The organism is Mycoplasma sp. 13536, from assembly GCF_055523495.1.
On record NZ_JBVFVC010000001.1, the window covers coordinates 270,309 to 291,900 of the forward strand.

The 21,592-nt window shown below is 26.6% G+C and carries 23 protein-coding genes and 1 rRNA gene; 12 read left to right on the forward strand and 12 right to left on the reverse strand.

The window, feature by feature from the left end; genetic code table 4:
- Positions 1 to 95: 95 nt before the first annotated feature.
- Genes AC0B4N_RS01075 through AC0B4N_RS01085 form a run of 3 tightly spaced genes read left to right on the forward strand, consistent with a single transcriptional unit; the run spans position 96 to position 3,776 of the window.
- Positions 96 to 2,162, forward strand: coding sequence for a S8 family serine peptidase (locus tag AC0B4N_RS01075; protein WP_465102067.1), 2,067 nt, complete (start codon positions 96 to 98; stop codon positions 2,160 to 2,162).
- Positions 2,152 to 2,916, forward strand: a complete 765-nt coding sequence (locus AC0B4N_RS01080; protein WP_465101182.1) for a hypothetical protein — start codon at positions 2,152 to 2,154, stop codon at positions 2,914 to 2,916. Before AC0B4N_RS01075 ends, AC0B4N_RS01080 begins: the two co-directional genes overlap by 11 nt.
- 32 nt (positions 2,917 to 2,948) lie before the next feature.
- Positions 2,949 to 3,776, forward strand: coding sequence for a hypothetical protein (locus AC0B4N_RS01085; RefSeq protein ID WP_465102068.1), 828 nt, complete (start codon positions 2,949 to 2,951; stop codon positions 3,774 to 3,776).
- Between the two features lie 169 nt (positions 3,777 to 3,945).
- Here the strand turns inward: AC0B4N_RS01085 and AC0B4N_RS01090 are convergent, their stop codons facing one another.
- A complete protein-coding gene (locus AC0B4N_RS01090; RefSeq protein ID WP_465102069.1) occupies positions 3,946 to 5,781 on the reverse strand; it encodes a hypothetical protein in 1,836 nt (611 codons plus the stop codon).
- Positions 5,782 to 6,049: 268 nt separating this feature from the next.
- Here AC0B4N_RS01090 and AC0B4N_RS01095 point away from each other — a divergent pair, with 268 nt between their 5' ends.
- The 4 genes from AC0B4N_RS01095 to AC0B4N_RS01110 all read left to right on the forward strand — a co-directional run bounded on the left by AC0B4N_RS01095 (position 6,050) and on the right by AC0B4N_RS01110 (position 10,223).
- Positions 6,050 to 6,424, forward strand: a complete 375-nt coding sequence (locus tag AC0B4N_RS01095; RefSeq protein ID WP_465102070.1) for a hypothetical protein — start codon at positions 6,050 to 6,052, stop codon at positions 6,422 to 6,424.
- Between the two features lie 2 nt (positions 6,425 to 6,426).
- A complete protein-coding gene (locus tag AC0B4N_RS01100; RefSeq protein WP_465102071.1) occupies positions 6,427 to 7,575 on the forward strand; it encodes an IS3 family transposase in 1,149 nt (382 codons plus the stop codon).
- Between the two features lie 127 nt (positions 7,576 to 7,702).
- Positions 7,703 to 9,400, forward strand: coding sequence for a S8 family serine peptidase (locus tag AC0B4N_RS01105; RefSeq protein ID WP_465102072.1), 1,698 nt, complete (start codon positions 7,703 to 7,705; stop codon positions 9,398 to 9,400).
- On the forward strand, positions 9,393 to 10,223 hold the full coding sequence (locus AC0B4N_RS01110; RefSeq protein WP_465102073.1) for a hypothetical protein: 831 nt from the start codon (positions 9,393 to 9,395) through the stop codon (positions 10,221 to 10,223). Before AC0B4N_RS01105 ends, AC0B4N_RS01110 begins: the two co-directional genes overlap by 8 nt.
- 95 nt (positions 10,224 to 10,318) lie before the next feature.
- Here AC0B4N_RS01110 and AC0B4N_RS01115 read toward each other — a convergent pair whose 3' ends face one another.
- The 6 genes from AC0B4N_RS01115 to AC0B4N_RS01140 are packed head-to-tail and all read right to left on the reverse strand — an operon-like array spanning position 10,319 to position 13,218.
- Positions 10,319 to 11,080, reverse strand: a complete 762-nt coding sequence (locus AC0B4N_RS01115; RefSeq protein ID WP_465102074.1) for a hypothetical protein — start codon at positions 11,078 to 11,080, stop codon at positions 10,319 to 10,321.
- Positions 11,081 to 11,084: 4 nt separating this feature from the next.
- The gene (locus AC0B4N_RS01120; RefSeq protein ID WP_465102075.1) at positions 11,085 to 11,219 is read right to left on the reverse strand and encodes a hypothetical protein; all 135 of its coding nucleotides are present in this window, start codon (positions 11,217 to 11,219) and stop codon (positions 11,085 to 11,087) included.
- Between the two features lie 38 nt (positions 11,220 to 11,257).
- A complete protein-coding gene (locus AC0B4N_RS01125) occupies positions 11,258 to 12,103 on the reverse strand; it encodes a hypothetical protein (RefSeq protein ID WP_465102076.1) in 846 nt (281 codons plus the stop codon).
- Positions 12,104 to 12,105: 2 nt separating this feature from the next.
- Positions 12,106 to 12,405 carry a hypothetical protein gene (locus AC0B4N_RS01130; protein ID WP_465102077.1) on the reverse strand — a complete coding sequence of 100 codons (300 nt, stop codon included), beginning with the start codon at positions 12,403 to 12,405 and terminating at the stop codon, positions 12,106 to 12,108.
- The gene (locus AC0B4N_RS01135) at positions 12,395 to 12,709 is read right to left on the reverse strand and encodes a hypothetical protein (protein ID WP_465102078.1); all 315 of its coding nucleotides are present in this window, start codon (positions 12,707 to 12,709) and stop codon (positions 12,395 to 12,397) included. Before AC0B4N_RS01135 ends, AC0B4N_RS01130 begins: the two co-directional genes overlap by 11 nt.
- A gap of 23 nt (positions 12,710 to 12,732) precedes the next feature.
- Positions 12,733 to 13,218 carry a hypothetical protein gene (locus tag AC0B4N_RS01140; RefSeq protein ID WP_465102079.1) on the reverse strand — a complete coding sequence of 162 codons (486 nt, stop codon included), beginning with the start codon at positions 13,216 to 13,218 and terminating at the stop codon, positions 12,733 to 12,735.
- Between the two features lie 296 nt (positions 13,219 to 13,514).
- Between AC0B4N_RS01140 and AC0B4N_RS01145 the strand changes: the two genes are divergently transcribed.
- On the forward strand, positions 13,515 to 14,696 hold the full coding sequence (locus AC0B4N_RS01145; RefSeq protein ID WP_465102080.1) for an IS3 family transposase: 1,182 nt from the start codon (positions 13,515 to 13,517) through the stop codon (positions 14,694 to 14,696).
- A 179-nt stretch (positions 14,697 to 14,875) separates the two neighbouring features.
- On the opposite strand, the gene AC0B4N_RS01150 is transcribed toward AC0B4N_RS01145, so the two are convergent.
- Positions 14,876 to 16,108: an MnuA family membrane nuclease gene (locus tag AC0B4N_RS01150; RefSeq protein WP_465102081.1), complete on the reverse strand. Its 1,233-nt coding sequence runs from the start codon at positions 16,106 to 16,108 to the stop codon at positions 14,876 to 14,878.
- Positions 16,109 to 16,274: 166 nt separating this feature from the next.
- Between AC0B4N_RS01150 and AC0B4N_RS01155 the strand changes: the two genes are divergently transcribed.
- Both AC0B4N_RS01155 and AC0B4N_RS01160 read left to right on the forward strand, forming a co-directional pair.
- Positions 16,275 to 17,414, forward strand: coding sequence for a restriction endonuclease subunit S (locus AC0B4N_RS01155; protein WP_465102082.1), 1,140 nt, complete (start codon positions 16,275 to 16,277; stop codon positions 17,412 to 17,414).
- Complete coding sequence (locus AC0B4N_RS01160) at positions 17,383 to 18,012, forward strand: restriction endonuclease subunit S (RefSeq protein WP_465102083.1); 630 nt, start codon at positions 17,383 to 17,385, stop codon at positions 18,010 to 18,012. The genes AC0B4N_RS01155 and AC0B4N_RS01160 overlap by 32 nt, the downstream gene beginning before the upstream one ends.
- A 251-nt stretch (positions 18,013 to 18,263) precedes the next feature.
- Here AC0B4N_RS01160 and AC0B4N_RS01165 read toward each other — a convergent pair whose 3' ends face one another.
- The 3 genes from AC0B4N_RS01165 to AC0B4N_RS01175 all read right to left on the reverse strand — a co-directional run bounded on the left by AC0B4N_RS01165 (position 18,264) and on the right by AC0B4N_RS01175 (position 19,443).
- The gene (locus tag AC0B4N_RS01165; protein WP_465102084.1) at positions 18,264 to 18,701 is read right to left on the reverse strand and encodes a transposase; all 438 of its coding nucleotides are present in this window, start codon (positions 18,699 to 18,701) and stop codon (positions 18,264 to 18,266) included.
- A gap of 74 nt (positions 18,702 to 18,775) precedes the next feature.
- Positions 18,776 to 19,165, reverse strand: coding sequence for a hypothetical protein (locus AC0B4N_RS01170; protein WP_465102085.1), 390 nt, complete (start codon positions 19,163 to 19,165; stop codon positions 18,776 to 18,778).
- Complete coding sequence (locus tag AC0B4N_RS01175; protein WP_465102086.1) at positions 19,153 to 19,443, reverse strand: hypothetical protein; 291 nt, start codon at positions 19,441 to 19,443, stop codon at positions 19,153 to 19,155. Before AC0B4N_RS01175 ends, AC0B4N_RS01170 begins: the two co-directional genes overlap by 13 nt.
- Before the next feature lie 227 nt (positions 19,444 to 19,670).
- Between AC0B4N_RS01175 and AC0B4N_RS01180 the strand changes: the two genes are divergently transcribed.
- Positions 19,671 to 19,907 carry a hypothetical protein gene (locus AC0B4N_RS01180; protein WP_465102087.1) on the forward strand — a complete coding sequence of 79 codons (237 nt, stop codon included), beginning with the start codon at positions 19,671 to 19,673 and terminating at the stop codon, positions 19,905 to 19,907.
- 241 nt (positions 19,908 to 20,148) lie between these two features.
- Here the strand turns inward: AC0B4N_RS01180 and AC0B4N_RS01185 are convergent, their stop codons facing one another.
- Complete coding sequence (locus tag AC0B4N_RS01185) at positions 20,149 to 21,024, reverse strand: hypothetical protein (protein WP_465102088.1); 876 nt, start codon at positions 21,022 to 21,024, stop codon at positions 20,149 to 20,151.
- Between the two features lie 258 nt (positions 21,025 to 21,282).
- On the opposite strand from AC0B4N_RS01185, the gene rrf reads away from it, so the two are divergent.
- Positions 21,283 to 21,388, forward strand: a 5S ribosomal RNA gene (rrf, locus tag AC0B4N_RS01190).
- Positions 21,389 to 21,592: the final 204 nt, after the last annotated feature.

A 21,592-nucleotide genomic window follows, 5' to 3' on the forward strand; every position in this document is an offset into this window, starting at 1 on the left:
TGAAAATAGATATTCAAAACATTCAAATATTATGGTGGTTATTTTTGCACTTTTTATATATTTATACAAATATACAAAAGAAAAAGGAGTCATATATGAGCAAGAAAAAATTTAAAAATATTATATTTACATTAGGATGGGTCGCTATAGGTCTTGGAACCTGAGTTTCTTTGAATAATTTTGGTTTTATCCAAAAAGTTAATGCATGATATGATAAATTTTCAGGGAAAAAATTCGAAATTAGGGAGCAAAAAGCCTTTCATATCCAAAGCGCCAATGCGGAAAATGAGGAAGTATTTCTTAACAACGATTTTGAACTTAAATTATTGTTAAACCCAGGAAATGGTGTTACGGACGAAAAAGAAATTAAAGTATATAATAATAATTTTGTAAAAAAAGTTGAAAGTAATCAATTAAAATATAAATCATTTGTAATAAGTGAAATGATACCTATTGTATGATTTTATTTTGATAATGAAAATGATAGAGAAAAATTTGTTGGTTTTATAAGGAATTGGCAAGAAATTCATAAATTTATTCTTTTTAAAAATGATAATATTTCAGATCTTGAATCAACAAATGGTAAAAATCCTTATTCAAATCCGTATGGAATATCTGATTATGTTCGAGGACTTGATGAATTTAGAAAAACCTTAGATAATAACAGACAGATCGTTAACATGCCTTTATTTAATTTTGAATACTATAACCACCCAGTAATAAATATTAATATTGGTGTTATAGAATCATGAGAAAATCCAATTGATAAAAGGTATCTTGAATATTTCAATAACAATATAAGAGTTAATGATTTTAGCTCAAAACCAAAAGACGAAAAGGAAAATAGTTCACATTCAACATTAGTTTCTATGGTAATAGGTGGAATGTACGGTGTCGACAAACATTCTAAAATATTTCTGGAAACATTTAAAAGCTATGATAGTTATTGGACTAAAACTATCGAAAAATTAGCAATATGAGGTGTTAAAATTATAAACCATAGTTATGGTCCTTGGCTAAAAAAAATAGACAAGAAAACAAAAAAAGAATACATAAATCCTCATTATTTTTACAGTTATAATGAAGACTCTTACTTCCTTGATTATATATCACGAAGATATGGCATAATTAATGTTATTTCAGCTGGAAATGAAGGGGAAGACAATAGGCACTTAATTTCAAATGAAAAACTATCATTTAACTCAGTAGTTGTGGGAGAACTAAATACATGATCATCTAAATACGACATACCAAGTAATACTATTAGAGCTACATCTAATTATAAATTAAGAGAAGAATACAAAAATTTAGCTAAACCTTTAGTTGTTGCACCAGGGTTGTTATATGATCCAGTATATAATATAAATAAATATACAGCAGGTACAAGTTTTGCCGCACCACTGATAACTGGACTTATATCTAATTTATTAAAATATAAAGAAAATATAAGGTATAGCGATGTAATTGTACCTATTGTTAAATCCGTTTTATCAGCTTCTGCAGTAACTCCAAAGGTCAAGGATTTAGAATACAAAAAAAGTGGTTATGCTGTCAAATATGGTGCTGGTACAGCAGATTTCCAAAAAATGTTAGAAGCCGCAAACAACCATAGAATTGTAAGAATTAAACCAACACAAGATACTGGTTATGTATTTTCAAGTAAAGAAATAAACCTAGAAAAAAATCAAATAATAAAAGTATCTAGTTCGTGAACTTTTAATGCTGGCGTTTTAGATTCAAATGAAAAAAGACCAGTATACACACCCGATACAAGTTGGTGAAATTCAATAGCAAATTTCTTCTCTCCAGCTAGAAGACAAGCACAAGAAGAAGAAAAGAAAAACATATTAGCCCAGGCAGCACTTTGAGATTTAACTCATAGGAATGAAAGACATATAACTAAAACTGAGATGTTAAGGATTCAAGACAACAGTTGATTTACAGATTATGATTTATATCTTGAAAGGAAGGATGAAAATGGTAAGTGAGTGCAAGTCCAACAAGTGACCTCTTCATTCAGCAATGATGAATTGTTAGAATATATAGCTCCTGAGTCCGGAACATTTAGATATAGAATTTATAAATATACCAAAAATTCATTCTCTAATTCAGTTCATGATTTAATTGCTGTTACGCACGTTGTGAGAGATAATGAAAATTAAAAGATTTTTAACTTTGGTTGCGTGTTCTTTAATTCCGCTAGCACTATATTCATGTTCTGAAAATACAAAACCACAAGAGCCAGAAAGACCATTAACACCACAGGAAAAAAGGGAAGCCTTGGATGATAAAATTAGAGAAATAGGTTTTCATCTTAAAAGAGTTACAACGGAGCACATAACATTTAAGTCCTTTATTCCGGAAAAATGAGATACTAAAACATTTAAAGAAGTAAGGGAAACCACCCAAGTCCAAAAAGTTTTTAATGAAAGTTTTTTCAAAGATTATAAAAATAAAAAAGGTTTAGATCTTATAGAAATTTCTACAAGACAAGATTTTGAAAATCTTATAATCAAAAGATTTAAGGAAATACATAATTATCCTGGAATCAACATAACAGACGAAGATATAAAAGAATCCTTTGAAAGTTTTTATCTAAAAAATCAAGATGTATACAAAGTTTTAGATACAAAAAATATTTATATTGATACTTCGCTTGATGGTTGGTGGGAAGTGGGAATAATATTTTTTATTGATGATAATACCATTACAATTAATTATGTAATGGATCCACACGGTCCACCTGCAAAGCCAGGGGTTTCTGATACATCTGTGAAGTGGGCCGTGTTTAGCCTTCCCAAAAATAAAGAAATAATAGAAAAGACCTTTTATCCAACAATAGAAAAATCCTTTGAACAAAATGCACAAGAGTATATCGATTGATACAATAATAAATTCAAAAAGTATTACAACTAATTTTTATATAATATTTTAAGGAGATGATCCACATGAAAAGTAAATTTAAAAAGGTATTTTATACTTTATCTTGTTCTATAATAACCCTTTTACCCTTAATAACAACTTCGTGTATCAGAGACAATAATGATCCATATTATAATAAACCCAAAGAGACTGATGACAATGCTGCATATGAATCATATTATTCTGAAACTTTACTTGGTGATGGTTCAACTAAAGTTATTAGAAAACATCAACCCCATACATTCCTAGGCTTTAAAGAGAGACTTTGAGATAAAAAATCTATTGAATATTTTGATCTAATACATTACAACTTAATGGATGACACATTTAAAGAAAAAAATAAAGAACTCCTTGCACGTATAGAAGTGTTGCAATCCCCTAATCATGAAAAAATATCTGAGCTTGAAGCTCTTTTATGATCAACAGAAAGACGTTGATCATTAGATAAAATAGTTGAAAATTGGAGAGAATATAATATAGTTAAAAATAGAGATAGAATCTTCCAATTAATAAATAATATCCATGAATTTCCACAAGAACATAACGAAGTAAAAGATAAATTCAAAGACATAGATTTCAATCAAAAATCCATTTTAATTATTAATGGTCTAGATCATACTACCACTGATACCTTTAGAGTAGCAAAAGAATCTGGCATGTGGCTTGAAGCTATTAAAGGCAATGATAAGAAGTTAAGTTTTCATTTTAAATATAAATATGAATCACTTGACAAAACAGTTGCACATGCTTTTGACCACCATGCAACTACTCATATTGTAGTGATTGATAAAATAACCTCATGAGATGGATACGAAATTGAAGTTTTTACACCAGGAATTAATGATTATAGATAATTAAACCACCTAGGAATATTTTTCCTAGGTGGTTTTTTGCAATCATTATATACACAAAAATGTAAATAGTTTTTATAATGATTAGTTTTAAACATTGTACAGAATAAAAAATATTTGGATTTCCAAATATTTTAGTTTTAGTTAAATAACTTCAATATTTTCTAATAAGTTATTGAAAATCTCAAAAAATCTCTTTTAGCTCTTTTAATTGATAAAAATTTGCTTTTGCCTCATTAGCATTTATTTCTCGAATAAAATCAAATAATGTTTTGTCTTCTGCTTTGTCACTATTATTAATTGGGGGAGTAAAAACATATGATTCTAATTCACCTTTTTCATTTACTCATAGAGCTGAGTGAATATTGCTAGGTTTGTAACCTTCGGATCAATATTTTTTTATATTAGCACTAATCCTTATCATTCTATTAACATCTATATGCATTAAAAGAATCATTTTACCAAAAGGAATCTTTAATTCTGAAGTAGACCTTGGGATTTTTAATGCAATCAATCTTGAATCATACCACAATTTATCTCAATTATTATAAGCTGTTAAATCAACATATTTTTTTAATAATTCTGGTTTATCCAGCAATCTAGAGTATTTAGCATAAGTAGCGCTTAGTAGTTCTCATGAATATCCTCCATTAATATAAGCATTTAAAGCATCTATATTCTTGTGCTCACCTTTTTTATATTCAGTATCTGGATTAGAATTATTTTCATCTTTTATTCTTCAAAACTTAATTCATAAATTATCTAAATGGTTAAACTCAGTTTCTAATTTTAATTGTACTTCTTCACGTAATTTATAATATGAATTAATTGTATTGACAAGATCAGATTCATCATGAATGGTGATGGTATTTACATCTTTAACTAAGATAGCACTATAATCATTTTTATATCTAGTTGATGCAGTTTCAACAAACTCTTCTAATAAAATGTTCATTTTCCTTTTTAAGTCTTGCAAATGATTATTTTCAGTTTCCAATTTAGCTTTTACACTGTCATTTGAACGATCATAATCATCATAAGCTTCTTTTCATTTTGTTTCGTCATCTAAAGTAATATTGTTTACATCTTTGGATAAAATAACTTTGTGTTGTTCTTTGTAGTATTCTACACTTTCTAAATTCCATATTTCTTCTTGTAATTTCTCTAAATGTTCAAATTCTGTTTGCAATTTCTCTTTTACAACACTATGAAGACCTCTATGCTTACTTATTGCTTCGGCTACTTCCCGCGAATCGTTTAAGGTAATATTTTCTATGGTTTTATTTAAAATATTAACATATCTATTTTTATACTTGTTTATTTCGTCTTGTATTAAGTTTTCTATTTTTAATAGAAGTTGATTAAGCAGGATTTTTTCTTGAGTTAATTTGGTTTTTGCATTAATGCTCAAATTATTATATGAATTTAGAGCATATTTTACAGCAGTTAGGTTCCATATATTAATAAAATCATTATTTCACCCATTATTAATTAAACCTGCGAAAATACTCTGATTATCATTTTTATATTTAGTAATTTCTTTTTCAATTGCATCTCCTGCTAATTTATATATTTGTTTTTGTAATTCATCCAACAAAGTTTTTACCTGCGCTAACTGAGTTTGGGCTTCAATGCTTAACATATAATACTCATTAATAGCTATTTTTACTTTAATTTCATCCAGTGATGAAATATTTTGAAACTGTGTGCTTAAAACCTCACGATTATTATGTTTATAAATATTTATTTCTTTTTCTAACTCATTAGAATTTGCAGATTTTTGAGGCTGTGTTTGCTGCGTTTTAGTATCTTGGGGTGAAATTTCCTCATCATGGCCCACTTCTGTTAATTTATCAGGATTTGTTATCTCAGCATCCCTAGGATTTGGACTAATAATTGGCAACGGTTTACTTGGTTGTGTTGGTTCCTCAGTTTTGCCACAACTTACTAATGCAATTGGTAATGTAATGGACACACCAGTAAGCATTAAATATCATTTTTTCTTCATAATTCAAATTATATATATATATATATATATATCTGAAGCAAAAACTAGAAAATCTTGTAGTTTCAAATATAATAACTTTTTACGAATAATGTTATTATTGCTAATATATATTAATATTTTAAATTTATTTATTCAACTCGTTACGAATCATTTAAATATACTATACTACATGAGTAAATCTTAATAAAAAATTACAATAAACTTTCTTATAATTTGTTATAATAAATACATCAAATAAATCAAAGCTATTTTAATTAAAGAAATCCATATGAAAAATAAACCCAAAACACTCTTTTTAACTTTATTGAGTACTGGTACTCTAGCAACCTATTTTGCTGTACCATCTCACTTTAAACACGCAAAACAAAATTTAATATGATATGAAAATATAAATAATAATAAATTTGAAATTAGAAATCAATTTATGACAACTGTACTACACAATAGTGGTCAATTTGAAAACATTCCAATTAATAATAATTTTGAACTTAAATTATTATTAAACCCAGGTTTTGAAACTGAAAACGAAGAATTTTTAAACAACTTTAATAACGATTTTATAAAAAAAGTTAATGCAAAGGTAGACAGGGAAAAAATATTCGGACAAAATCCGAATATTTTTAATATAAAGAAAGAGAGGTAGTTATGAGACATTTAAAGACTAAGGAATGGGTCAAAATTTTTGACTTATACGATAAATATTTGAACCTGGGAATAACCAAGGCAGAATTTGAAAATTTATGTTTTGATATCAGAAAAGTATACTGAAATAAAGAATCAATGAGAAATATGTTAAAGAAAAGAAAACTGTATAATTTAAATATGAACATAGAATCACAAAGTTGTAAATCACCTAAGAAAGATAAAGGTGTTGGGAGAAAGAAAAAGAATGTTCTCGATTATACATGAATTGATACTCTTAAAGATGATGAAAAAGATGCAGTTATAAAATACTACTATCGAATTTTTAATGAAAATAATATTGATGCAGATATCTCAAAGATAAAGAAAATCAAGAATCTTTCACATACTAAAAAATCTAAAATGATATGTGTTTCAAGATCTACATATTACGAGAAATTGAAAGATAACAACAAGACTAAAGAACTAAAGGTTAAACACAAAGAAATAATTTTTCAAAGTTTTGTCGAAAATAAAGAAAGGTATGGACGAAGGAGACTTGCTAAATATATTTTCCAAGAATATAATATTCAAATAAATCCTAGAACCCTAGGAAATTATATGAAAAAACTGAATTTGAAAACATTTGTTAGACAAAAACATAAAACTAAAGAATCTAAAAATACTAGTGTTAAAGTACCTGATTTAGTAAAAAGAGATTATAATTCAAGCAACAATAATATATATGCAACAGACGTGACCTATATACCAGCACCAAAAGATATTGAACAGAATCATATTTATTTATCTGCAATTATTGATCATAAAACTAAGTTTGTGACCTATGAATTATCACTTAGAAATGATACTGAACTAATTTTGAATAATATCACCAATACAAAATTCAAAAATAATTTTATTTTACATTCTGACCATGGATCTGCTTATTCTTCGCTTGAATATACTAAAAAAATAAAATCACTAAAAGGTAAAATATCAATGTCAAGAATTGGTAATAGTCTTGACAATCGTGAAATTGAGTATTTCTTTTCAATTCTTAAAAGTGAAATTTTCCCAAATTTTGATCAAACCTGTAAAAGACTTACTTTTATTGAATTATCACAAAAAATCAAAGAATTTATAAACTGATATAATTATAAAAGAATAAGATAAAAAAAACCTTCCCAAAGCATTCCGTTTGGCTTAGCCAAATGGTATGGTTGGGGAAGGTAAAACCGTCCGAAAAAAATTTCCCAGTTTAAAGGATTTAAAATATCAATCTTTTAAAAAACTTACAACAATGCCTATTGTATGGTTTTATTTTAAAAATGAAAATGATAGAGAAAATTTTGTTAATAACATAAAAGACTGAACTGAAATTTATAAATTAATTGTTTTTGAGAATAAAGATCTAAATAGCAAAGTGCGTGTCATGCAAGATTTTGAGAAAATGGGCTATAGCTACAATCCCTCTAGTTCACAGTATGATTATAATTTTGAAAAATATAAACAAATTGTTAACAAAAACGCAAATATTGTTAATGCTACTAATCATTTAAATAATTCCAATATTAATAAAATAGGTATAGTGGAATCTTGAGCCTATCCTTTCCATACTAAATATCAACAATATTTTAAAAGTGGAATTGAAATAAATGAATTAGATAGAGAACCAAGGCCTAGGTGGAAAACTCATTCAACCATGGTATCTATGATTGCAGCCGGACAATACGGAATTGACAGGTCTTCTAAAGTATATTTATATACAGTCACCGGCAATGATAGCTATTGAATGTCTACCATTGAAAAAATGGTGAAAGAAGATGGAATTAGACTAATAAATCATAGTTATGGACTTGCAATGTTCTACGAAGACGAAAAAGGCAAGCAAGTGAAAGTGGAAGATTACTTTAATGGATATAATGAAAATACATATTTCTTAGACTATATATCTAGAAAATATGGAGTAATAAATGTAATTGCAGCTGGGAATGATGGGACTCATGATGGCCACTTAATTAGTGAGAATAAATTATCATTTAATTCAGTTGTTGTAGGGGCACTGGACGATTCTGCTTCTGAAAGAGACCTAAGAAAAAATATAGTTGCTGATTACTCTAATTATAGATTATTGCCTGAATTTAAAAATATTTCAAAGCCTTTAGTTGTAGCACCTGCTTATTTTTATGATCCAGTTTATAACAATAATAATTATTCACATGGAACTAGTTATGCTGCACCAGTTGTAACTGGTTTAATTTCAAATTTATTCAAATATAAATCAGATATTAAAAACAGTGAATTTAGGATTCCAGTTGTTAAGTCTATTCTATCAGCTTCTGCAGTTAGTCCAAAGCACGATAATTTAACCTACAAGTCAAGTGGTTATGAACAAAAATTTGGAGCTGGAACGCCGGACTTTAATACAATGTTAGAAGCTGCAAATAATTATTCAACATTAAAAATTCATCCTACTAATGATAGTGTTTTTGTATTTTCAAGTAAAGAAATAAATTTAAAAAAGAATCAAACGATAAAAATATCTAGTTCTTGAATGTTTAATGCTGGTCTTTTAAATCAATATGAAGTTAGGCCAAAGTATAAAGAAAATACAAGTTGGTGAAATTCATTTTTAAATTTCTTTTCTCCATCACGTAAAAGAAGCCAAGAACTAGAAAAACAAAAAACTATTGCCGAGGGTAAAATGTGAGACTTAACTCATAAATCTGAGATTCGTTTGACTCAATCTGAGGCAATAAAACGCCAAAACAATAATTGATTTTCTGATTATGACTTATATTTAGAAAAAAAGGAATCAAGTGGAAAATGAGTTGTTGTAAAGATTATTCAGTCTGCAGTAAGCAATGATGAGTTATTAGAATATAAAGCAACTTCTTCAGGGACATATAGATATCGCATTAAAAAGTATGAGAAATATGACTTTAGTAATTCTGTATATGATTTAATAGCAATTACTCACGTGATTAAAAATGATTAAAACAATTAGAAAATTGCTAATTAGTCTTATTTCTTTAGTATTGCCTATAACTATATTTTCATGCAATGATAGCCAACCTGTTAGAAACGAACCTATTCCGCCACAAATTGTTCTAGATAAGCCAGACGAATATTACGAAAATCAAGTTAAAGAAATGTACGAAGTTATTTATCAAATATATGAACCATTTACAAAATCAGGAGTTTTTGCACCTAAGGAATGGTTAGAAGAAGACCAAGAAACAATTAAAGAGCAATACAAACAAAAAGGTATCGACACATTTAATATAACCTTTTTCAGTGTTTATCAACCTTATTTAGATGATATTGAGCAAGAAAAATGACATGCATCAGATTTTATTCGAATAACTACTAAAGATGATTTTGATACTTATATTATAGAAAGGTTTAAAGAACTTAATAAATCTGAAGAATATAGTGATAGTAATAAGATTAAAAAACTATTTGAAGAATTATATTTAAATAACCAAGATGCATATAAAGTTTCGAAAACTAATGACATTTTTATAAAAAGGCGATCAGATAATGTTAAGACTCCCGACGGTGGATTTATAATTCCAATTTATGAAAATGGTCAAGTAACAATTAATACAATATATTCATATAAAAAACCTGAACCAGTGTGATTTGTGCCCTTAACTTATGATCCCGAGCCATCTCATATTTGAGAAGTATTCTTAATTAAGAAAAACCATACAGCAGAATATAATGTCATCGAAAGACGTATTGAAGAGTCTGCTGCTAACTTTAAGGATAAAGTATCACAGTGGTATACGACAAAATTTGCAAAAAATTATTTATAATTTTAAATAAATTTAAGCAATAAGTCTGAAAATAAAGTCAAAAGAAAAAGTTAACATTTTTATGTTAACTTTTTCTTAAGTGCAGAACTAAATTATTAAATATTTATTAACTCTTTAAAATTAATATTTTTGAAATTGACTTTTATAAAATCATAAGGCAAGAGCATCATAAAATATATAAATTCTTCTTTAGTTGAAAAAAAATCTTGTGCTACATTTGAATAATTAAAATTAACTTTAAAAAAGTATCAAGGTTTTTTTATTTCAGTTATAAATATTTTATTTCTTTTAATATTTAAATTACGATAAAGTTGTTTAGTTTGGTTGATAGTAATTAAATATTGGTCATCAAGTTTGCTATTTAATTCTCTTCATTGATTAATTTTATCAATGTTTAAACCAGCAATAGTATCATATTTACTCTTTTGTATAATAGTTTTAAGAACATAAAAAAATTTAACAAATACTACTGCTGAAATGGATAATATAAGAAAAATAGTTTTGTGTGGTCTTTGATCTAAAACTGACGCTTTAATAAAGGTTCTAGCTATAATTAAGAGCATAGCACCTAAAATAAGGCAACATATTTTTAAATATAATGTTGATCTTATAATTTTCTTATATTCAAAATTATAAGATTTGAAAATTCTTTCCAAGGCATCAAAGTATCAGTCGTGAACTTTTAGTGAATGCCATTCTAAAAAGAAATTAATTTTCGATTTTTGAACATAGTATAAATATGCACTAAAAATAAAGTTTTTAGTTTTTATTTTCTCATAAAGATAAGTAAATACCATTAGTATAATTCAAATACTAAGTAATAAACCAGATGTAATATAAATTAAATTAAAAATCATTATTTTACCCTAAATTATCCTCGAGTGTTTTATTACTATTTTTAGATCTTAGATATTCGTATGTATATGTTTTATTATTTTTTGTTACTGTTCTTTTAACTTTAATGAGATTATAACTAGCAAGTTCAAACTTGCTCATTTCTAACATTTCTTTCCTGCTAAAGATTTTACCATCAATTAAACGTTTAAAGAATATGTTGGTGCACCAGTACCACCATTACTATATGGACCAGTCTGCCTAGTTTCAGAAATAACAACTATCTTATTTAGTTTTTGAAACTCAGTTCATCTATTTTTGTTTTGTTCATAAATATTTTTAAGATTTGTAACTAATTCTCTAGTTCGTACTAAGGATTTTAGTTCTTTATCTAATTGAACCCCTGATTCAATTAGACTATGTAAATCATAGAAAAAACCAAATATACTTCATTTTTCGCTTACTGAGGCAAGTGCTTTATTTCAAAACATTGAGTTTGTCTTAATTTCCGGTATAAAAGTATTTATCAAATCTATAATTATTTTAATTTTGTCAATATTACTTCCATTTGGGTTGGTTTGATATAAATGCACAGCTAAATTTAAAGACTTTCTGAGTAATTCAATTTTTGTATTAAACCCATCTTTTATATGGCTAAGTATATTAGATACTATTCCTGTTGGAATGGATAATAAACCTATTCCTTTATGGACAAATCCAATAATGTCAAAAAACACAGATGCTGCATTTAAAGATACTATTGCAATTTGGTATTTGCTTGCAATTTCTTCAGCTTCTAAAAGTTCGCCATATAATTTACTTGATTCTTGATTTGTTTTTTGAAATTGTTCAAATAATTGATTAAGAACTTTTGAAGTGCCTGGGTCTTCATTTATATATGTATTATAAGAAGTTAAAAGTTGTTTTGGAGTTTTATTTTCTTTAGGTTTCTTGATAGTATTCTTTATAATACTACTTTTAGTATATTTTAAAAGTTTTGAATTATATTTATTAAGTAAATCAGTATCGCTAAAAAAAGATTTCAAATTTAAATCAGGGTTTTTTGCAGCAATATTATCAATAACTTAGTTATAAAGTTTAATTTTAAATTATTTGTTTTTTCATCAATTTTTGTCGATAATAGATTTTTTACATTATTTTGGCTTTGTGTAGTTTCAAAAATTATTCTCATGATATCTTTGAATATCTTTATTTGTTTTGGGTCTTTATTTAGATCTAAATCATTAAAATGCTCTTTATTTGGCATAATATTAGAATGAGAAATAGATGCTACATTAGCTAATTGAACTACATCTAAATTAGAAATAAAAGCATTTTTAAATTTCATAATTTCATTCCTTTCTATCATTAATTAAATTCCAAGGAAGAATATTTAAAAAGTAATTTCAATCTTCCTTTGTTTTGAAGATGCTTTTATCACAGGCTTGATAATTAGTATTAAACCTTAGTTTTAATTTCTTGTTGCCTTGGTTCATTACTAGCTTTATACTTTTATCTTTAAAGTCATTTGTGCAATGGTTATAAATTAAGCCAAATTCTCTATCTCCAGGCAATCTATCATTAACTTCTTTCCACAAGGTTATCAGTTCCTTATAATAATTAGATTCAATAAAAAACTTATTATCACTCATTTTAAGTTGAATAAAAGCATTTATTATCAAAATGCCAACAATGGTAAATATGAAATTAACCTTACTATATAAAACTGAGTAGATATTTCTGTGAAAAAAAGTGCACTAAAAGCAGTTAAAATTACTATGCATAATATAATTAAAACACTTACAAAAGCAACTTTTTCTTTTTTTTCTAAATAAACTTCATTAATAAATTTATTATACTTAATTAGTACTAACTCAAGATTATCAAAATAGTTTTCATTAAGTTTAATTCTTTTTTGAACAAAAAATTGCATAGTGTTTTTGTTCAAAATATTAAAAATATGTGCAAATGGTAATTTACTTTTTTTAATAGAATAATATTTAATTAAAATAAGACTAATTACTAATATAATTATTACAGTTGTTACACTGATAATGATTGTATCTGAATATTCATTAAATACTAATTTAAAGAAGCTATTACTTTTATCACTGCTATCTCGTTCGTATGGTCCTTTAATTTTTAAAATTGGTGTGTCCAAACTTCCTCCATATTTTACTTATTAAATTATATACTTTAATATATAAAATACCGCTATTTATATATTTATAATATAGTTTAAGATTGCTAGATAATAGCAATGGATAGAGTAGTATAAAATGTTATAAACATAATTAAGAAAATAGAAGTAAAAATACTGCAACACTGAGAGATTTAAATGAGCAATTAAAAAGATTTTCAAATTATAAAGCCGGACAGAAAAGTTAACATGTAAATGTTAGCTTTTCTGTTACCATTCGTTGGTACCAACGAAGAATTTTTTTGAAAGGATAAATTATGTCAAGACATTTAAAGAAAGAAGAATTTGCAAAAATATATGAAGAATATCAAAAATCAGGTTTCCCAGGTGCTTTCCAAGCTATTTACCAAATATCACCAGAAACAAAAAACTTACAAAGAAATAGTGTAAAAGTTAGAATTAATAAAATAATTAAGTATTATAATTTAGGTATGGAAGACTTATTGCAGACAAAGAAAGGTGAAAGCCGTAAAAAAGGAAGCGGCAAACCTAAGACGAAAAGAGAACCAAATTGAGATATTTTTGATCGTGATGATTTGTTACAAATAGCTAAAAGATATTATGAAATTACCAACGAATTACCTAAAAGTAAGAAAGTTATTGAATCTAAAAGTTTTAGTATAAGTTATGTTAAGCTTGCAGAAGTTTTTGGCATTTCTAGACAAACAATTTCTAAAACTCAAAATATTAAAATTGCACAAAAACTCCCTAAATATAGTGATGTAATCGAAAAATCGTTCGCAGAAACAAAGTCAAGATATGGAAGGTTAAAACTAAGTGTTTACATATCTAAAAAATACAAAATAGATATAAACGAACGTTCATTAGGGAGATATATGAACCTTTTAGGCCTAAAATGTAAGCTTAGACAAAAATCAAAACGAAAAGAAATTAAAAATCTATCTACTCAGATTGATAACTTCGTAAATCGTGATTATAATGATCAAAACAATCGAAATATTTATGCAACTGATGTTTCATATATAAAAGCGCCAAAAGATGTGTTAGAATCACACGTTTATTTGTCTGCAATTTTGTCTCATAAAACTAAACAAATTGTTGGTTTTAAATTATCAAAAAGTAATAATCTAGAACTAGTTTTAGACAATTTAAATTCATTAAAGCAATACAAATACAAAAACTTTATCATTCACTCAGATCATGGCTTTCAATATACACATCATCAATATATTAAAGAAGTTAAAAATCTTGGTGGGATTATTTCGTTATCAAGAGTGGGAAATTCTCTTGATAATCGAGAAATTGAATATTGGTTTGGAATCATTAAAACTGAATTATTAAATGATTTAGATTATTCAAAAATAACATTTAATGAACTTAATGATATGATACGAGAATATGTAATTTGGTACAACAATGACCGAATTCAATCAAACTTAAACTGAAAAACTCCACAGCAATTTGCTATGGAATTATAAATAACTAAAATGTTAAATTTTGCTGTCCATGTTTATTAATGAAGCAAATTATTTAAAACAACATTTTGTTGAATTAAAACCGTCCAAAAAAAATTTCCCAGTTTATGTTGAATTAAAACCCGACAGAAAAGTTAAGATTTCTGTCCGGTTTTAACCTTTCGAGCTTTTTTTATAAATTATTAACTCTGTTCGGATTTTTTCAACTTAATATAACTATGTACAAATGTATGATCTGAAATCCGGAATGACATTTGACCGTCTGTTATACCTTGAGTGGTGCTTAAATTCTTATCTGTTTTATAAAGTTCAAGATACTTTTGGCGATCTAAATGATTCTGGAAAGCTTTAAGTAAGTCAAATTTAAAATCTTGTTCACTAGCTTGTTTAAATTCATTCTTAGGATCATATGCGATAAACTTATCATATGGGTTAGCATACGCTTTTTCACTCATTGAACTATTTTGTCATTCAAATGGGCGAGAATTATCACTATAACCAGTTTTATAGCCTAAATTAACGTAATAATTATTACTATTTACAGTATTTTCTTTTTTAATATTAGTATCACCATTAAAGATAACTAGATCTTCTAATTGTTTGCTTGAATAAAAGTTTTTTAGACTTTCAAAGGCATTATGAATGTCTAAAAATTCATTTACTTCTTGCGAACCTTGTCCTGATCATTTAACTCCTTTAATTGTCGGCGATAGTTCTTCTTCAACTCCTTTAGCAGTAGATTTACCAGGAGCATCTAAATGACCATTAATAATTCAAAACCTTGTATCTATATTTTTTATCTTCCAATACGAATATCATAATGGCCTAGTATATTTAACATCCTTACCATAAAATGCATTATGACCTTTAGTGTCTAAAGGTTCATATAAATCTGGATTATATAAAATAGCATAAGATTCTTTTGAATTAGGCCTTTCTGTTGAATAAAGGCCTAATGGACTTTTAGCTAAAGATAAGGTTTTATTATATTTTTCCTTTAGAACTTCAATAACTCTTTCAACTGCAACTCAATCTTCATAACCAACTTCTTGTACTGATAGAAAATCCACTTTTTCTTTTGCAATTAACTCTGCAACTGCTTGAACTCTAAATCCTAATTTATTTGATGATTTCCCAAAATTAGCTATATTTCAAGAAGTTAATTTTAATTCATCATTTAGTGTATTTACATTTGTAGTAGAGTTTGAATTGCTTGATCCTGAGCCTGGGTTTTCCTGTGAACCACTTGGTGGTTTTTGTGGTTGTTCAGGTTTTTTATTATCTTTATTGATAAATTCGTTGTATAAAAAATATCCAGCTGCCCCGATTGCTCCGACTATCGCTGTTGAACCATTTATAATCCACATTGATTTTTTATTATTTTTAAATCATGAGTTTTTTTTCTTTTTTGACATTTTGTTATTCCTCCAAAATTTTATATATAAATTATTATAAAACATATCGTATATTTAATACCAAAAATTATATAAATCTTATTTTTGGTATTAAATATTATAGTTAACCATATATCGCGATTTAATTTATGTTAAAATTAATTTATTATATATTAAAGGAATCATTATGAATAAAATTGAAAAGTTAATTAAAGAATTATGTCCAGGTGGTGTTGAAAATAGACTTCTAAAAGAGTTGTGTTCAATAACAACAGGTAAATTAGACACAAAAGAAAAAGTTGAAGATGGATTATATCCATTTTATACATGTAATATTACTCCATATAAAATAGACAAATTTGCCTTTGATGACGAAGCAATAATAATTGCTGGTAGTGGCAGCCAGCTTGCTCATGTGCATTACTATAAAGGTAAGTTTAATGCTAATCAACGAACATATGTTTTACAAGGATTTAAAGATATTAATCCTTTATTCTTAATGCATTATTTAAAAACATATTTAAGAGATTATGTTTATAAATTTACAATTAATTCAGTAATACCTAATATAACATTACCTATATTACAAAACTTTGAAATACCAATCCCTCCCCGCGCGCTCCAGGATGAAATTGTGAAAATTCTTGATAATTTCACAGAACTTACCACAGAACTTACCACAGAACTTAGATACCGTAAGCAACAATATGAATATTACAGGGATAAATTATTAACTTTTGATGATTCAAAAGTTAATATTGAGTATAAAAGAATTGATCAATTATTTAAACTAAGTAGAGGAATCGTTATCTCTAAAGCTTATATTAGAGATAACCCAGGAGAGTATCCAGTGTATTCATCGCAAACCGAAAATAACGGTGAACTTGGTAAAATTAATACGTACCAATACGATGGAGAGTATATTACCTGGACTACTGACGGGTATGCTGGAACTGTATTTTATCGCACTGGTAAATTTAGTATCACAAATATTTGTGGATTACTAACTCCACTATCTCATAACAATAACCTAAAGTTTATAGCTTATGTACTTCAAATAATTACAAAGAAATACGTTAGAAAAGGAGTGAACGCAAATGCAAAGCTCATGACAAATGTCATGGCCAGCATTCAAATTCCCCTTCCACCTCTTCCAGTCCAAAACCGCATTGCAGAAGTATTAGACAACTTTGAGCAAATTTGTCATGATCTCAAAATTGGCTTACCTTCTGAAATATCTTTAAGACAAAAACAATATGAATATTACAGAGATCTCTTATTATCATTTAATATTAATGATATTGAGAGAGAGAGAGAGAGAAGATAATCAGGGATTAACCAAACTCTTTGAATATGTCTTTGGGTTTGAACTAGTTAGTTTTGGGTATGGGGTTAAGTATCAAAAACTTAGTGATGTGGCTAAGTGTGTTAAAGGTAAGCAACTTAACAAGGACAAATTAGTTACAAGTGGATATCCAGTTATAAATGGCGGTGTAAATCCTACTGGTTATTGACATGAATATAATTTTAATGAAAATAAAATCACTATAGCTCAAGGTGGATCAGCTGGCTTTGTCCAATGACAAAACTCAAAGTTTTGAGCAGGTGCACATTTATATGTAATCCAAGAATGTAGTGATATTCTTAATTATAAATATTTATATTATGTAATTAAGAATAATCAAGATAAGTTAATGGAAGCAAAATATGGAACAACTATTCCATCCTTATCGATGGAAGTTGTCAATAATCTTATTATTCCTATCCCTCCCCTTCAACTCCAAAACAAAATAGTTGAAATCCTAGATAATTTCTCCGACTTAACAAATGATTTAACTAAAGGCTTACCAGCTGAAATAAATCTTAGACATAAACAATATGAATATTATAGAGATAGGTTATTGAATTTTAAAGAAGAAAAATAGCAACAATCTATATATAGTTTCTCGCTATTTTTTTAGTTTTATATAAGTGTCTTTGAGAAACATTATAACAAACCTAAACTATGATATATTTGCATATCTACAATTTATTAATAAATTAATATTCTTCAACACTATAAATAAAATGTTGAAGAATCAAGTTTATACATAGGAATAAAATTAAACTATGGCTTCAAAAACAAGAAAAATAATAAAGTCTAAACATGGACAGCAAAATTTAACATTTTAGTTATTTATAATTCCATAGCAAATTGCTGTGGAGTTTTTCAGTTTAAGTTTGATTGAATTCGGTCATTGTTGTACCAAATTACATATTCTTGTATCATATCATTAAGCTCATTAAATGTTATTTTTGAATAATCTAAATCATTTAATAATTCAGTTTTAATGATTCCAAACCAATATTCAATTTCTCGATTATCAAGTGAGTTTCCCACTCTTGATAACGAAATAACGCCACCAATATTTTGAACTTCTTTAATATATTGATGATGTGTATATTGAAATCCATGATCTGAGTGAATGATAAAATTTTTGGGTTTGTATTGTTTTAATGAATTTAAATTGTCTAAAACTAGTTCTAGATTATTACTTCTTGATAATTTAAAACCAACAATTTGTTTAGTTTTATGAGACAAAATTGCAGACAAATAAACGTGTGATTCTAACACGTCTTTTGGTGCTTTTATATATGAAACATCAGTTGCATAAATATTTCGATTGTTTTGATCGTTATAATCACGATTTACGAAGTTATCAATTTGTGAAGATACATTTTTAATTTCTTTTCGTTTTGATTTTTGTCTAAGCTTACATTTTGGCCTAAAAGGTTCATATATCTCCCTAATGAACGTTCGTTTATATCTATTTTGTATTTTTTAGATATGTAAACACTTAGTTTTAACCTTCCATATCTTGACTTTGTTTCTGCGAACGATTTTTCGATTACATCACTATATTTTGGGAGTTTTTGTACAATTTTAATATTTTGAGTTTTAGAAATTGTTTGTCTAGAAATGCCAAAAACTTCTGCAAGCTTAACATAACTTATACTAAAACTTTTAGATTCAATAACTTTCTTACTTTTAGGTAGTTCGTTGGTAATTTCATAATATCTTTTAGCTATTTGTAACAAATCATCACGATCAAAAATATCTCAATTTGGTTCTCTTTTCGTCTTAGGTTTGCCGCTTCCTTTTTTACGGTTTCACCTTTCTTTGTCTGCAATAAGTCTTCCATACCTAAATTATAATACTTAATTATTTTATTAATTCTCACTTTTACACTATTTCTTTGTAAGTTTTTTGTTTCTGGTGATATTTGATAAATAGCTTGGAAAGCACCTGGGAAACCTGATTTTTGATATTCTTCATGTATTTTTGCAAATTCTTCTTTCTTTAAATGTCTTGACATAATTTATCCTTTCAAAAAAATTCTTCGTTGGTACCAACGAATGGTAACAGAAAAGCTAACATTTAAATGTTAACTTTTCTGTCCGGCTTTAGTCCCCCACAAATGTTTTTAGGATCTACATCATTAATAATCCCTATATCGTTATATACATGATATAAAGTGGAATATAATTAATTACAAAAGATAATAAGATGGGGTATGTCCTAATGAACTGAAACTAAAACGCTTTGACTAAGAAACAGGTTTACCTACCCTTATTCGCAAAAGATCTAGAAAGATTATTCAATAACCAAAGCAAATATAATTATTATGAACCACATAAATATAGTAATAAGCATATTAAACTAAATAAAAATATTGAATCTGTTCCTTTAATATATTTATCGGATAATGTTAAAAACGCTACATATATTTTTAAAGAAAACAAAGATTCTATAAACTTGTTTAGTTGTATTAGGACTTAAATTCACTTGTTCCCAAATGAAGAATTAATACTTAAAAATTTTAATGATTTATTAAATAATTATAAACAGTCCATTCATGCCTACCCAAGGTGATCACCATAAGATAGTTGAGATATTAAAAGATTACTCATACAATGAAACAACAAAAACCCTGAAAATAAAATCAAATGAAATATAATTGAATAAAAAAAGATATGAAAAAAGTAATATGCATTTTTGCATATTACTTCTTACTTATTTTTTACGCCTCTGGGTAATGCTTGATAAAATCATTACTGTATCAATCATTTAGCATAACCCCAAAATTTTCTTCAGCTTTACCCCCTACATCACTTTGGAAATATTTTTTTAATACAAGCTCAACATTTTTAGGAATTATAAATACTTCTCATGCATGTGAATCTAATATTCAGGCAGGATAGTCATGTTGTAGGCTATCTATTATATTTAAAGTTACTTTATTATTCTCATAAAATGGAATTATGTAAATGCCGCTTCAGCCATGAGTTTTATATTCATTATATTTTGTAATAAAAATATCACTGGTTTTCAAAACTTCATTTAGATCTTGTTTATTTAAATATAATTTCTCAAATAACTTTGTTATTTGAGAGTCTTGATTAAAATCATCAAAATTATGCAATTCTTTAAATCTATTAATAATTATTTCATTAAATTCGCTTATATTAGATATTTTTATAAAATGACCATCAATAGTCGGTAAGTCATCTGAAAAGAAAAATTCATTAAACGGGACTGCCGACCCATCTGAATTTTTTTGCACTCTTTTATATTTAACATACCCATTATTAGGTTTTAATCATTCATCAGGTATAAATGTTTTTATGGTTGTAAATTTCTGATAATGAGGAAGTATTAAATTAAGTAATTCTCCGGCAGTTTTACGTTGAGGTATTTTTCGTTTTGTATTACTACTAGTAATATGGTTATCACTTTCATTAAGTTTTGTAAGTTCTTGTTTTTTATCTTGTTGTTGTTTTTTGGAAGTATCATCTTTTAAAGGTTCAAAATTTATATAATGAGGGGAACACGAAACAATTACGAAAGGACTAAAAAAAGTTATTAAACTAGCCAATAATTTCTTATTTATTTGCATTTCTTACCACGTGTGTTACAGCAACAATATCATCTACAAAAGTATTAAGATTAATTTTAGTCATATTTGCCTTTATAAATATTTTGTATACTAATATTATAGTATAATTTTTTTAAAATGAGTTTATGAGAAACTACAAAAAACTGTTAAAATTAAAAAACAATTATTTTGTTGATGTTTTGAAAATGACTTTTCCAAAAAACAGAACAAAAAAAATAAAAAAATATTTTGACTTTTATTTTTTTGTGTTATACTATTATCAGTGGTTAAAGCAAGAGGGATCACCTGATACCATTCCGAACTCAGTAGTTAAGCCTCTTTACGCCGACGATAGCCTAAAGGTGAAAATAGGAAGCCGCTGTTTTTTTATATTTTTTTGATAAAATTCAAAATATAAAAACTATTTAAATAAATATAATTGAATTAAATTTAACAAACAAAAAACATATTATTCACTTTTTATATTCAAATCCAAACAGTGAATAATATGTTTTCTTATTTAGAAAGTTACAATACAATGGGTTTTAATTGTATATTTAGTATAATTACTTTGGTAAAGCTTCAATTT